Source organism: Ruegeria sp. AO1 (assembly GCF_056535985.1).
In genome coordinates this window covers 2,883,602-2,896,816 of sequence record NZ_JBQFJC010000001.1, presented here as the reverse complement: position 1 = coordinate 2,896,816, position 13,215 = coordinate 2,883,602, and the positions used below count along the sequence as shown (strand labels likewise).

Genomic DNA, 13,215 nt, shown 5'->3' with positions numbered 1-13,215 from the left:
AACTCGGGTAAATCCCTAGCGCTCGCTTGCTGCCCAATCCCAGTAGAGCGCGCGGGCGCGACGTGCGATAGGGCCAACCTGATATTGCGTGTCGTCCAGAGCGGTCACAGGCGTCACCTTGTTCATGTTGCCGGACATGAACACCTCATCCGCCGCATGGAAATCATCAAAGCTGAGGACTGACTCATGTACGGTGAAACCATCGGCGCGCAGGTTCTTGATGTGCCGTGCGCGGGTGATCCCGGCCAGAAAGGTGCCGTTGGGCATGGGGGTAAAGACCTCACCGTCTTTGGCCATGAAGATATTGGCGGTGGCGGTCTCGGCCACATTTCCCATCGCGTCGGCGACCAGCGCGTTCGAGAACCCTTTGGAGCGCGCCTCAGTCAGCATCCGGGCGTTGTTCGGGTAGAGACACCCGGCCTTGGCATTCACCACGGCGGATTCCAGTACCGGACGGCGGAACCGGGTGGTCGTCAACCTTACCGAGGCCGTCTCGGGCGCCATTGGGATCTCTTCAAGACAGATGGCGAAACCGGTACTGTCTTTCTGGGGTACGATGGCCGTGACGTCTCCGTGGATGCCCCAATACATCGGGCGAATATAGACAGCCTGATCCGGGCCATAGGATTGCAGCCCCTCGCGCACCAGATCGACCATCTGTTCCGGCGTCACGGTCGGGGTCAGCATCAAAGCCTCGGCGGAACGGTTCACGCGGGCGCAATGGGCCAGCAGATCAGGGGCCATGCCGTCAAAGTAGCGTGCGCCATCAAAAACCGAGGACCCCAGCCACGATCCATGATCCGCCGCCCGCATGATCGGTGCGTCCCCTTCATGCCATTGGCCTTCGAAATAGGTGCGGATATTTTTGCCGACTGCCATAGCGCCCTCCCTCAGCTTTCGGCAAACCTAGGAGGGCGTCAGGCGAAGGTCCAGTGCAATCAGCGCGATGCAGCGCCGACCATGCCCACAATCTCGTAGGTTTGCTTCAGGATCGGGGCAGCAATCGCACGCGCCTTTTCCGCGCCACGGGCCAGGATCTGGTCAATCTCGGATTGTTCACCCATCAGGCGGGCCATCTCGGACGAGATCGGGGACAGTTTTTCGACCGCCAATTCCGCGAGCATCGGTTTGAACTCACCGAACTGCTTGCCGCCAACCTCGGCCAACACCTGCGCGGCCGAGCTGTCGCTGAGCGCGGCGTAGATATTGACCAGATTGCGCGCCTCGGGACGATCTTCCAAACCGTCGACTTCTGATGGCAGCGCGTCCGGATCAGTCTTGGCCTTGCGGATTTTCTTGGCGATTGTGTCGGCATCGTCGGTCATGTTGATGCGGCTCATGTCTGACGGATCAGACTTGGACATCTTCTTGGAGCCGTCACGTAGGCTCATGACCCGTGTGGCCGCCCCTTCGATCACAGGTTCTGTGACCGGGAAGAAGTCGACGCCGAAATCGTTGTTGAACTTGATCGCAATGTCGCGCGTCAGCTCAAGATGCTGTTTCTGGTCCTCACCCACAGGAACATGGGTCGCGTGATAGATCAGAATGTCCGCAGCCATCAGCGCGGGATAGGCAAACAGCCCCAGCGAGGCGTTCTGCGTGTTCTTGCCCGCCTTATCCTTCCACTGGGTCATGCGCTGCATCCAGCCCATCCGGGCGACGCAGTTGAAGATCCACGCCAGTTGCGCATGTTCGGGCACCTGGCTTTGGTTGAACAGGATGGATTGCTCCGGGTCGATGCCCGCCGCGATATAGCCCGCGCACAGTTCACGTGTGTTGTGTGACAAGGCAGCGGGGTCTTGCCAGACGGTGATCGCATGCAGGTCGACCATGCAATAGATGGTTTCGAACTCTGGCCCCTGCATATCCACAAAGCGCTTCATCGCGCCCAGATAATTGCCCAAGGTCAGCCCGCCCGAAGGCTGGATGCCGGAAAACACGCGCGGCGTGAATTGGGTCTGGGTCATCGAAGGGAACTCCCGTCTGGAAAAATCAGCCCTCGTCGCTTACCCATGAGGCCAAGGGACGTCAACAGCCGCGAAAGGCCAGCCCAATGAGCAGTGAGCATTATACACCCGCCGTGAACCCTCTGCCGCCCGTCGTGGTGGCCTTGGTTCTGTTCATCATGGGGATCGAGCTGACGTTTACGTTGGGCGCCCGGGGGCTGGTCGGAGGGCCGGGTGCGGTCGGGTGGAGGCTGGATGCGCTGCAGAGCTACGCGTTCTCGGCCGATATCTTCGATTGGATGATGCAAAACGGGCGCTGGCCGTTCGAGCATGTCATCCGCTTTGTGACCTATCCGTTTGTTTCGGGGAGTTTTACGCAAGCGGTGTTTGTCTGCGTTTTCGTGCTGGCCATGGGCAAGATGGTGGGTGAGGTTTTTGGCGGCTTTCCGATGCTGCTGATTTTCGTTTTGTCGGGTGTTGGTGGCGCGCTCGCCTATGCGCTGTTTCTGGACCCGTCATATCCGCTGGTCGGAGGGTTCCCTCCAGTTTATGGGCTGATCGGGGCATTTACTTGGTTGTTGTGGCGCAAGCTCTCGTTGGTTGGGGCCAATCAGGCACGCGCGTTTCAATTGATTGCGATGCTGATGGGCATTCAACTGCTGTTTGGCCTGATCTTTGGCGGCACAGGTGATTGGGTGGCCGATCTGGGCGGTTTTGCCACCGGGTTCGGTCTGTCCTTCTTTTTGGCGCCGGGTGGTTGGGAGCGGATCAAGGGCCGCATCCGGCGTGAGTGATCAAGACCGGCGCAGGGCCGTTTTGAACTCGGACAGTCTAAATGCCCCCAATAGGTGGCCGAATGCGAAGTAGCTGACCGCTGCAACCATAATCAGCGCAAGCAGAGCCAAATAGCGCCACCCGGGCACATCAAGCGTCCAGCCGAACAGTTGAATAGCGGCAAACAACACCACGCCCATCCCGACCGATGCCAAGATGATCCGCCCCGCGCGCCGCCGGAAGCGGTCGTCGAACCGCGTCTCATCGCCCATATTCCGCGCGCCAAAGGCCAGTAGGCCAACCATGGCCCAGCCAGCGGCAGAGGCCGCAATGGCAGGGGCAATCCATCCGAAAATCGGGTAAAGGCCAAAGGCAAGCGCCGCGTTGATGATCATTGCCACCAAAGCATAGTGGAACGGAGACCGCGTATTCTCGCGCGCGAAATACAGCGGTTGCAGCAGCTTCTGCAGCATGAATGCGGGTAGGCCGATGCCATAGATCGCAACGGCCAGGGCTGTGGCGGCTGTGTCCTCAGCGGTGAACTGGCCCCGCTGGAACAGGACTGAGACCAGCGGGTTCGGGATGATCAGGAAGGCTACGGTCGAAGGCAGGGTGAGCAGCAACATGAATTCTCCAGCCCGCGAAAACGCATTGCGCGCGCCAGCTTTGTCGTCCGCGCGCAAGCGGCGAGACAGGTCTGGTAGCAGCACGATTCCTATGGCAATCCCCACGACCCCCAGAGGCAGCTGATACAGGCGATCTGCCGCAAACAACCAGCTGACGGCTTTCTCAGTTTTTGAGGCCACAAGTTGCCCTACGACTAGATTGACCTGCGTCACGCCCATGGCCAAGGCGGCGGGTACGGCGATACGGACCATATTCCGCATCTCGGGTGTCAGATGCGGAAAACCAAAACGTATGCGGATACCGGCGCGTTCGGTGGCAAACCAGACCAACGCCAACTGCGCCACACCTGCCAAAGGGATCACGGCGATGAGCCAGCGAATGACCTCGCCTCCCGATATCGCGCCAGCGATCAAGGCGGTGCAGGCGAAGATGTTCAGAAGAACCGGCGCTGCGGCGGCGGCAGCAAACCGCCCCGTCGCGTTCAGAACGCCCGAAAACAGCGCTGCCAGTGACATGAAAAGAATGTAAGGAAAAACGACATAGCCATAGTCGACTGCCAAGTCGAAGCGCTCATCGCCGTAGAACCCCTCGGCCGTCAGCCAGACGAGGCCGGGCATGAAGACCATCGCCAACCCGACCAGGGCTAATACCGCAGCGATCAATAGGTTGAAAGCGTCTTGCGCGAACCCTTGCGCGTTCTCTCCGCCTTCTAGCCGCTTGGAAAACATCGGCACGAAAGCTGCGTTGAATGCGCCTTCGGCAAAGAAGCGGCGGAACATGTTGGGCAGACGGAAAGCCGCGACGAAGGCGTCCATCACCGGGCCGGGGCCGATGAACGCGGTCAGCAGGATTTCACGCAGAAAGCCCAGAATGCGACTGGCCAGTGTCCAGAAGCCGACTGTGAAGAAGCCGGAAAACAGCCGGATCTGCTTCATGACGCCGCTCGCTCGGCGCCCTCGGTTATGGCTTTGCGCAGTTTGGTCTCAAGCCCGCGCTGTTTGCTTTCCGAGTGGTATTTCAGCCCGAACATGTCCTTGACGTAGAATGTATCCACCACCTGCTCGCCATAGGTCGCGATCACGGCGTTGGCGATATAGACATTGGCCGCTGCCAGCGTGCGCGTCAGGTCATAAAGCAAGCCGGGGCGGTCGCGGGTATCGACCTCGATGATCGTGTAGATCTCGGACCCGTCATTGTCGAAGGTGATATGGGTCGGCACGTTGAAAGCGCGTTCGCGTTTCTTGATCTTGTCGCGCGATTTCAGCGCGTCGCGGGCCACGACCTCGCCTTTCAGCGTTTTGTGAATCATCTGGGTCAGACGCGGCAGACGGCTGGCTTCGAACGGGTGACCTTCGGCATCCTGTATCCAGAACGCATCCGTTACATAGCCATCCTTGGTCGTGTAGCTGCGGGCATCCACGACGTTAGCACCGACCAAGGCCAAGGCCCCGGCGATCCGCGCAAAGATACCGGGGTGATCACCCATGGCAAAGCAGGCGCGGGTGGCGTCTCGATCCTCGTCCGGGTGCAGGCGGATTTCCATCGCGCCGGGATCGCCGCTGTGTTCCAGCGCCCGTAGCATCTCGGCAAATTCCACATGGGTCGAGACGTTCAGGCCCTGCCAGTACGGAGCATAGTGCCGCCCGGTTTCCGTCTTCAGATCGGCCTTGGACCATTCGGCCAGTTCTGCGCGCAGAAGTTTCTTGGCCTCGGCCCCGCGATTGGCACGGTTCAGATCCTCCATGCCGGTTTCCAAGGCACGTTTGGTTTCCGCATGCAGCGCGCGCAGCAACGTTGCTTTCCAGTTGTTCCACGTATTGGGCCCGACACCGCGAATGTCACAGACGGTCAGCACGGTCAGCAGATCCAGCCGTTTGACCGTTTGCACAGCCTTGGCAAAATCCCGTACGGTCCGAGGGTCCGAGATATCGCGTTTCTGCGCCATGTCCGACATCAGCAGGTGATAGCGCACGAGCCATTCGACGGTTTCGGCGTCGGATTTGTTCAGCCCCAGCCTGGGTGCCACTTTCCGCGCGATTTGTGCCCCGAGGATCGAGTGATCTTCAGGCCGGCCCTTGGCGATATCGTGCAACAGCAGCGCAACATAGAGGACCTTGCGGTTCACGCCCCCTTCAAGGATCGAGGACGCCAGCGGCAGCGATTCAACAAGCTCTCCGCGTTCGATCTGGGCGAGGTTGACGATGCACTGGATGATATGCTCGTCCACCGTGTAGCTGTGATACATATTGAACTGCATCATCGCTACGATGGGTTCGAACTCGGGTATGAAGGCTGATAGCACCCCAAGTTCGTTCATCCGGCGCAGGGCGCGTTCCGGGTTGCCATGTTTCAGCATCAGGTCGAGGAAGATACGCTGGGCTTCCTTGTCGTTGCGCATATCTTCGTCGATCAGGTGCAGATTGGCCGTGACCAGCCGCATAGCATCCGGATGGATCAGCATGCCTGTGCGCAGGCCTTCCTCGAACAGGCGCAACATGTTCAGCTTGTCGGTCAGGAATGTATCCGGATCGGCAATGTCCAGACGACCATGAACCATGCTGTACCCGGGTTTGACCCGAGGGCGGCGGCGGAAAATCCGCTCCAGCAGCGGAGCGCCTTTCATGTGCAGGGCTTCCAGCTTGGTCAGGAAGATCCGTGTCAATTCCCCTACGCTGGTGGCATGGCGGAAATACCGCTGCATGAACACTTCGACGGCTCGCCGCCCGGCCCGGTCTTCATAGCCCATGCGCGCCGCGACCTCGACCTGCATGTCGAAGGTCAGCTGCTCGGTCGGGCGCCCCGTCACCAGATGCAGGTGCGAGCGTACGGCCCAGAGGAAATTCTCGGCCTCGGCAAAGGTCTTGAATTCATCGGGTGTGAACAGGCCCAGCGGGACCAGCTCGGCCACGTCTTGCACACCATAGATGTATTTCGCGATCCAGTAGAGCGACTGCAGATCGCGAAGCCCGCCTTTGCCCTCTTTCACATTGGGTTCGACCACATAGCGCTGGCCCTGTTTCAAGTGGCGCTCGTCGCGTTCCTGAAGTTTGGCCTCGATGAACTCGCGCTCGGTGCCCTTGAAGAGATCGGCCTTGAGGCGTTGGTCCAGTTCCTTGGCAAGATTTGTATCACCAGCCAGGTAGCGCTGTTCCAGCATTGCGGTGCGGATGGTGAAATCTTCGGTCCCCAGACGCAGGCAATCTTTGATGGTGCGTGAGGAATGGCCGACTTTAAGGCGCAGATCCCAAAGGATATAGAGCATGGATTCAATCACGCTCTCGGCCCAAGCAGTGATCTTGTAGGGCGTCAGGAACAGCAGATCGACATCCGATGCGGGTGCCATCTCACCGCGCCCATAACCGCCGACCGCCAGAACAGCGATACGTTCCCCCTGCGTCGGGGTGGCCAAAGGGTGCAGGTGCTCGCTGGCGGCACGCATCGCAGTGCCGACCAGACAATCCGTGAGGTAGGTATAAGACCGGGTCAGAGGGCGCGCGTCAAAGGGGCGGGCGGCAAACGCCTCGGCGATGGCAGCGCGCCCGGACTTTTGCGCCTCACGCAGAATGCGCACCGTTTCGGCGCGCAGCGCGGAGTTGTCAGTGCCTGCCTCGAACGCCGCAGCAAGCTGAGCGTCAACGCGGGCACTGTCGAAAATATCCTCTGGCGGGCAGATTAATGTGTTTTCAGGCACTGCGGTCAGGTGAGGCTGGTCAGAAACCGGCCCCTGAGAAGCTTTGAGGGGCAGGGTCAATCACAACCACCTGTTTGTTCTGGATCGTGGCAACCGCCAGACCGCGTTCATTGGTACCGTCCGAGCGCAGGCGGAAGATGCCGCCAACGCCCTGAAAACCGGCGCTCTGGGTCAGCGCAGCCCCGGTCAGAGCGTTCGATTTGCCTTGGCTAACGAGCGCCCCGATGGCGGCGATCCCGTCATAGGCCAGCCCGCTGATCGGATGCGGCGCTTCGCCATAGGTCGCATTGTAGCGCTGACGATAGGCCTGCGCTTTTGCGGGATCAGGCAGGGCAAACCAACCGCCCTGAACGCCGGGCAGTTCCAGCGTTTGGGCGGGAATGTCCCACCGTGTCAGACCGATATACTGGGAGGTTGACGGCGAAACCCCTGCTTCGGGCAGAAGCTGCGAGAACAAGGGCAGCGCGCCTGCGGTGGTTGCAGTCAGGAAGACCGAGTCCGCCCCCGTCGAATCCATGGCGGATTTGATGTTGGGCACCGCGTTGATCACGCCCTGCTGGGACCGGTCGTAACCGACGCTGCCAGCGTTGTTCATACTGCTGCTGGCGAGCGCATTGGCAATGGCTGAGCGGCCAGCTTCTCCGGCGGCGTCATTGCTGTGTACGATGATTGCTCCGGTCTTGCCCTGTCTTCCGCCATAATTGGCCAGTCGATTGGCCGTGTTCTGGAATGTCGGCCCCAGTACATATACATTTCCACCCGCGATGCTGGTGTTATTCGAGAAGGACAGGACGTTCACGTTGTTGTTCAGCACCGCAAGGCCGGCCGCGTTGGCGGCCTGTGCATAGACGGGTCCGATGATGATCTTGGCCCCATCCGCCACCGCCTGTTGCGCCACACCCGAGGCCGTACCCGCATTGCCTGCCGTATCATAGACACGCAGGTCGATTGTAACGTTCGGCAGGTCCGACATCGCCAGACGTGCTGCATTTTCAAGGCTTTGCGCCAGCGCCGCGTCACCAGACTGGCCTGATCCGCGCGGAACCAGAAGCGCAACGGGCACCGGTTCCGAGGTGTTGATCGAGGGGCCTCCGCCGACGCCGGTGGTTTCACATGCGGCCAGAAAAACGGCGGTGGTCAGGGCGATCGTGGTTTTGGCCAACTTGCTTACGGACTTGCAAACGGTAAACATCTAAAAGAAAACTCCCTGATCCGGCGGCTTGCGACGCTGCTGTTCTATCGAGCCGCGATAATAAACGTCACGCTGTGAGGGTCCAGCTTTGAATTTCCAAAACATAAGTTTGGCTGCTGGCCTGTATTTTGTTGCCACTCCGATCGGTACGGCGCGCGATATTACGCTCAGAGCGTTGGATGTGCTGGCCTCGGCCGACATGATCGCGGCAGAAGACACCCGCAGCCTGCGTCGGTTGATGGAAATCCACGGTATCCCCTTGGGCGGACGTCGCATACTGGCGTATCACGACCACAGCGGAGCGGGTACACGCGGCAAGATCATGGATGCTTTGGCCGCAGGGCAATCCGTTGCCTATGCGTCCGAGGCCGGTATGCCGCTGATCGCCGATCCAGGCTACGATTTAGGGCGACAGGCGGCCGAGGCTGGCTACTCCGTCACGTGCGCACCGGGTCCGTCCGCCGTGCTGACGGCGCTGACTCTGGCGGGCCTACCAACGGATGCGTTCTTTTTTGCGGGCTTTTTACCGAATGCGTCGGGCGCGCGCCGCAGCCGAATCGAGGCGCTGCGGGATATTCCCGGAACACTGGTGTTCTACGAATCACCCAAGCGCGTGGCGGGCTGCCTGTCCGATCTGTCCGACATCCTAGGCGCCGACAGGCAAGCAGCTTTGTGCCGCGAGTTGACCAAGAAGTTCGAGGAAGTCCGACGTGGGTCTTTGCAAGACCTGGCTGAGGCCTACCAAGACCAAACCCCCAAGGGTGAGGTCGTTCTGCTCGTGGATCGCAGCCATTCGCCAAGCGTTAACGAATCTGACGTAGAAGAGGCTTTGAAACAGGCCTTGCAAACCCATTCGGTTCGGGATGCGGCGGATTTGGTGTCAAAGATGTATGATCTTCCTCGACGCCCCATTTACCAGCAGGCCCTCAAACTGGGAAAGGGATGACATGACGCAGCGTGCGGTGCGGGGGGCGGTATCTTATCATGCGGGGCAATCTGCGGAATTGCGGGTTGCAGCCGACTACGAACGCCGTGGATTCTCGATCGCTCACAGACGCTGGCGTGGTGCCGGGGGTGAGATTGACCTGATTGCGCGGGGTGACGAAGGGCTCGTTTTCATTGAGGTCAAGAAAAGTGCCAGTTTTGACATGGCCGCGGCTCGGATCACCCCACGGCAGACCCAGCGCATCTGTGCATCTGCAGCGCAGTTTCTTGAAAATGAACCGGACGGGCAACTGACGAATGTTCGGTTCGATGCAGCGCTGGTCGATGGCACGGGCGCTGTTCAAATCATCGAAAACGCCTTCGGACCGGCCTAAGCCCCATTGAACCCCTCGGCCTGCTGCGCCATGTATCTGGCGTGAAGTTGAGGGACATGCCATGAAAATCGCCTTTCAAATGGACCCGATCGGGGCCGTGGATATCAACGCCGACAGCTCTTTCCGCCTTGCGGAAGAGGCGCAGACCCGCGGGCATGAGCTGTTCTTCTACGGGCCGGATCAATTGGCCTATCAGGAGGGGCGGATCACCGCGCGAGGACAAGACATGCAGGTTCAGCGCGTTGCCGGAGATCCCGCGGTCCTCGGTCCCGAGCGTGAAGTTGATCTGGCTGAGTTTGACGTGGTGTGGCTACGTCAGGACCCGCCGTTCGACATGCATTACATCACCTCGACGCATCTGCTGGATCGGTTGAAAGGTCAGGCGCTGGTGGTAAACGACCCGTTTTGGGTACGTAATTACCCCGAGAAACTGCTGGTTCTGGATTTCCCCGAATTGACCCCTCCGACCACGATTGCGCGGGACATGCAGACCATCAAGGGCTTCAAGGACAAGCATCAGGACATCATCCTTAAACCTCTTTATGGAAATGGAGGGGCTGGGGTGTTCCGATTGGATGCCAATGACCGCAACCTGACCTCGCTGTATGAGCTGTTCACCGGATTTTCGCGCGAGCCGTTGATTGTTCAGAAATTCCTGCCGGATGTGAAGAACGGCGACAAACGTGTGATTCTCGTGGATGGAGAGCCGGTAGGTGCCATCAACCGCGTCCCGGCCGAAGGTGAGACGCGTTCCAATATGCATGTCGGAGGGCGACCCGAAAAGATCGGTTTGACCGAGCGGGATCTCGAAATCTGCGCGGCCATAGGCCCTCTACTAAAGGAAAAAGGCCAGATTTTTGTCGGGATTGACGTGATCGGAGACTACCTGACCGAGATCAACGTCACCTCCCCCACCGGTATTCAGGAGCTTGAGCGTTTCAACGGTGAGAACATCGCCGAAAAGATCTGGCAGGCAATCGAGGCCAAAGTCTAAGCGCTACAGGCGTTGGGCGGCGCTTAGCTGTTCGATACGGTCCGTTCATTGGAATGCACGGTCGCACTGAAGGTCGAGTTCCGCGCTTGAACATGGCGCAAGCGGTAAGCTGCCGGACTTGTCTAAGACGACGGGCAATGATCAGTTCCGCCGTAATTTGTACCCCAAACAGCCTCGCAACAAACTGAGTGCGAACATCTAAGCCATGGCCCGTGCGCCGATCCGAAAACTTAGCGCTTCGGCCACGTGTGGTCGCCGGATATCAGGGGAGCCATCAAGATCAGCTAAGGTTCGCGCGACCCGTAGGATGCGGTGGAATGCGCGTGCTGACAGGCCGAACCGGTCGGCGACCTTGAGCAACAGCTCTTTGCCCTCAGCATCTGGGGCGGCGACCTCTTCCAGTAATTTACCCTCGATATCAGCGTTTTGACGTACGCCCTCGTGACCTTCAAACCGAGCGCTCTGAACGGCGCGGGCCTGCTCCACACGCGCGGCCACGGTGGCCGAACTGTCGCCAGACGGCGGCAGATCAAGGTCGGTGAACGCTACCGGAGGCACCTCGATGCGCATATCGAACCTGTCCATCAAAGGGCCGGAGATGCGGTTCAGGTAGTCTTCGCCACAGCCCGGTGCGCGGGAACAAGCGCGGGACGGATCGGTCAGGTACCCGCATTTGCACGGGTTGGCTGCCGCGACCAGCATGAAACGGCAGGGGTACTTCACATGGGCGTTGGCGCGGGCGACCATGACCTCTCCGGTTTCGATCGGTTGGCGCAGGGTTTCCAAAACGGTGCGAGGGAATTCGGGGAACTCGTCCATGAACAACACCCCGTTATGGGCCAGAGAGATTTCTCCGGGTTTTGCACCGCGTCCGCCGCCGACAATCGCCGCCATCGAGGCCGTGTGATGCGGTTCGCGAAAGGGCCGCGTCCGGTTGATGCCGCCTTCGTCCAATAACCCGCATAGGGATTGGATCATCGATGTTTCCAGCGCCTCCACCGGGGTCAAAGGTGGCAGTATTCCGGGCAGGCGCGCGGCGAGCGTGGATTTGCCCGATCCCGGCGTGCCGATCATGATCAAGTGGTGACGCCCTGCCGCAGCGATCTCTAATGCGCGTTTGGCACGTTCCTGTCCTTTGACATCGCGCAGATCGCGAGTGTTGGAGGACAGGCTGACTTCGCCCGGTGTGGCCGCAGCCAACGGGGCCTGACCGGAAAAATGGCGCACCACGTCGCCCAGCGAACCGGCTCCGATGACCTGAGTGGCGTCTACCCAGGCAGCCTCGGCGCTTGAGGCGCGGGGGCAGAGCAGGGCGCGATTCTCGGCCGCCGCCGTCATCGCGGCAGGCAAAGCGCCTACGACCGGAACCAGCGACCCATCCAAGGATAGTTCGCCCAAGGCAACAGTGCCCTCGGCCGCGTCTGCTGGGATGATCTCCAAAGCGGACAGGAGGGCGACGGCGATGGGAAGGTCGAAATGGCTACCCTCTTTGGGCAGGTCGGCGGGGGACAGGTTGATGGTGATCCGCTTTGACGGCAAGGCGATGGCCATGGAGCCAAGCGCACTGCGCACTCGATCTCGGGCCTCGGACACTGCTTTGTCCGGCAGACCGACGATTGAAAAGGCGGGTAGGCCCGGTGAGACGGCGCATTGCACCTCGACCGGGCGGGCATCAACCCCTTGAAACGCAACCGTGTGAGCGCGGGCAACCATGGCAATCCTATTCTTGGTTAACAGGACGTTGCTGCCATGGCCGAGGTTTAAGAATGGTTAACGGCTGCGCGCATTGCGGTGAATTTGGGCCATGCGCCCGGGTCGGCGACTGTTTTGTCGCGGCAGAACGTGTTGCAGAACCCCCAGCGTTGGCCGTCGAGGTCGAGGAAATCGGTGACCGGATCGCCGGAATACGGACAGTGCGCGTTGACCGAGGGGCCTTCTTCGGCGGGTCGTGCCTCGGACGGTTCTCCAACAGGCCAGTGGGCCGAGGGGGAATATTCCGGGTAGGGGTACGGATTGTATTGAACGGTCAGTCCCATCGCGCGCCATTGTCGGACCGATGTGTCTGACAGCAAGCTCAGGCAATAGTTGCGACTTTCGGCTGAGACTGGCAGATCATATCCAATGATCCGAGCCGCGACAGGGGTGTAGAAGACATCGGCCAGCGAGTAGGCTCCGAACAACGGCCCCTCTGACTGGCCCGAGATCGCCCGGGCATGCGCCCAAAGCGTCTCAATCCGGGCGAGGTCTTTCAAAGTGTCCGGTGACGGCTGGAAACCTTTCCAGACATGCGCCAACTGCATCGGGCACTCCCCGCGCAGCGTGGCAAAACCCGCGACCATTTCGGCGCACAGCCAACGGGCCGTTGCGCGCGCGGCTGGGTCTGACGGCCAAAGGCCAGCTTCGGGGTGCCGTTCAGCCAATGTCTCGGCCATCGCGAGGCTTTCGCCCACAACCGTACCATCGGGCAGACGCAAAGCAGGGACCAGGCGGGCCGGGGCAAGGGATTCCATATCCGCGGCCATGGTGCTGGAATAGAGGCCAACTAAGTGGCTGCGATAGGGCAGGCCGAACTTCTCGAGCATCAACCAGCCGCGCATGGACCAGCTGGAAAACAGGCGGTCACCGATAAAGAGATCATAGGTCATGATCAAAGGATGACGTAGCCGGAAGCG

General features: G+C 60.2%; 11 protein-coding genes. 4 read left to right on the top strand and 7 right to left on the bottom strand.

Annotated features, from left to right (window positions below; genetic code table 11):
- Positions 1–15: 15 nt before the first annotated feature.
- Positions 16–879, bottom strand: coding sequence for a branched-chain amino acid aminotransferase (locus ACR3FB_RS14365; protein ID WP_480565912.1), 864 nt, complete (start codon positions 877–879; stop codon positions 16–18).
- A 59-nt stretch (positions 880–938) separates the two neighbouring features.
- Positions 939–1,967: a tryptophan--tRNA ligase gene (gene trpS / locus ACR3FB_RS14360; protein WP_170528442.1), complete on the bottom strand. Its 1,029-nt coding sequence runs from the start codon at positions 1,965–1,967 to the stop codon at positions 939–941.
- A gap of 86 nt (positions 1,968–2,053) precedes the next feature.
- Here trpS and ACR3FB_RS14355 point away from each other — a divergent pair, with 86 nt between their 5' ends.
- A complete protein-coding gene (locus tag ACR3FB_RS14355) occupies positions 2,054–2,740 on the top strand; it encodes a rhomboid family intramembrane serine protease (RefSeq protein WP_480565911.1) in 687 nt (228 codons plus the stop codon).
- On the opposite strand, the gene murJ is transcribed toward ACR3FB_RS14355, so the two are convergent.
- Genes murJ through ACR3FB_RS14340 form a run of 3 tightly spaced genes read right to left on the bottom strand, consistent with a single transcriptional unit; the run spans position 2,741 to position 8,230 of the window.
- Positions 2,741–4,282 (bottom strand): murein biosynthesis integral membrane protein MurJ, encoded by a 1,542-nt coding sequence (gene murJ / locus ACR3FB_RS14350; RefSeq protein ID WP_480565909.1) that lies wholly within the window; start codon positions 4,280–4,282, stop codon positions 2,741–2,743.
- Positions 4,279–7,098 carry a [protein-PII] uridylyltransferase gene (locus ACR3FB_RS14345; RefSeq protein ID WP_480565907.1) on the bottom strand — a complete coding sequence of 940 codons (2,820 nt, stop codon included), beginning with the start codon at positions 7,096–7,098 and terminating at the stop codon, positions 4,279–4,281. The genes murJ and ACR3FB_RS14345 overlap by 4 nt, the downstream gene beginning before the upstream one ends.
- Complete coding sequence (locus ACR3FB_RS14340; protein ID WP_480565905.1) at positions 7,058–8,230, bottom strand: penicillin-binding protein activator; 1,173 nt, start codon at positions 8,228–8,230, stop codon at positions 7,058–7,060. Before ACR3FB_RS14340 ends, ACR3FB_RS14345 begins: the two co-directional genes overlap by 41 nt.
- Before the next feature lie 88 nt (positions 8,231–8,318).
- Here ACR3FB_RS14340 and rsmI point away from each other — a divergent pair, with 88 nt between their 5' ends.
- From rsmI to gshB, 3 genes are all read left to right on the top strand, one after another.
- On the top strand, positions 8,319–9,176 hold the full coding sequence (rsmI, locus tag ACR3FB_RS14335; RefSeq protein WP_480565904.1) for a 16S rRNA (cytidine(1402)-2'-O)-methyltransferase: 858 nt from the start codon (positions 8,319–8,321) through the stop codon (positions 9,174–9,176).
- A gap of 1 nt (position 9,177) precedes the next feature.
- A complete protein-coding gene (locus tag ACR3FB_RS14330; protein ID WP_480565903.1) occupies positions 9,178–9,549 on the top strand; it encodes a YraN family protein in 372 nt (123 codons plus the stop codon).
- 61 nt (positions 9,550–9,610) lie between these two features.
- A complete protein-coding gene (gene gshB / locus ACR3FB_RS14325; RefSeq protein WP_480565902.1) occupies positions 9,611–10,543 on the top strand; it encodes a glutathione synthase in 933 nt (310 codons plus the stop codon).
- Between the two features lie 198 nt (positions 10,544–10,741).
- Here the strand turns inward: gshB and ACR3FB_RS14320 are convergent, their stop codons facing one another.
- On the bottom strand, positions 10,742–12,256 hold the full coding sequence (locus ACR3FB_RS14320) for a YifB family Mg chelatase-like AAA ATPase (protein WP_480565901.1): 1,515 nt from the start codon (positions 12,254–12,256) through the stop codon (positions 10,742–10,744).
- 47 nt (positions 12,257–12,303) lie between these two features.
- A complete protein-coding gene (locus ACR3FB_RS14315; RefSeq protein ID WP_480565900.1) occupies positions 12,304–13,188 on the bottom strand; it encodes a glutathione S-transferase in 885 nt (294 codons plus the stop codon).
- Between the last annotated feature and the right edge of the window lie 27 nt (positions 13,189–13,215).

Excerpts from the sequence above, each read along its gene's own strand:
- murJ (WP_480565909.1), bottom strand. The coding sequence starts at position 4,282 with ATGAAGCAGATCCGGCTGTTTTCCGGCTTCTTCACAGTCGGCTTCTGG.
- gshB (WP_480565902.1), top strand. The coding sequence starts at position 9,611 with ATGAAAATCGCCTTTCAAATGGACCCGATCGGGGCCGTGGATATCAAC.
- trpS (WP_170528442.1), bottom strand. The coding sequence starts at position 1,967 with ATGACCCAGACCCAATTCACGCCGCGCGTGTTTTCCGGCATCCAGCCT.
- ACR3FB_RS14340 (WP_480565905.1), bottom strand. The coding sequence starts at position 8,230 with ATGTTTACCGTTTGCAAGTCCGTAAGCAAGTTGGCCAAAACCACGATC.
- ACR3FB_RS14320 (WP_480565901.1), bottom strand. The coding sequence starts at position 12,256 with ATGGTTGCCCGCGCTCACACGGTTGCGTTTCAAGGGGTTGATGCCCGC.
- ACR3FB_RS14315 (WP_480565900.1), bottom strand. The coding sequence starts at position 13,188 with ATGACCTATGATCTCTTTATCGGTGACCGCCTGTTTTCCAGCTGGTCC.
- ACR3FB_RS14355 (WP_480565911.1), top strand. The coding sequence starts at position 2,054 with ATGAGCAGTGAGCATTATACACCCGCCGTGAACCCTCTGCCGCCCGTC.
- ACR3FB_RS14330 (WP_480565903.1), top strand. The coding sequence starts at position 9,178 with ATGACGCAGCGTGCGGTGCGGGGGGCGGTATCTTATCATGCGGGGCAA.
- ACR3FB_RS14365 (WP_480565912.1), bottom strand. The coding sequence starts at position 879 with ATGGCAGTCGGCAAAAATATCCGCACCTATTTCGAAGGCCAATGGCAT.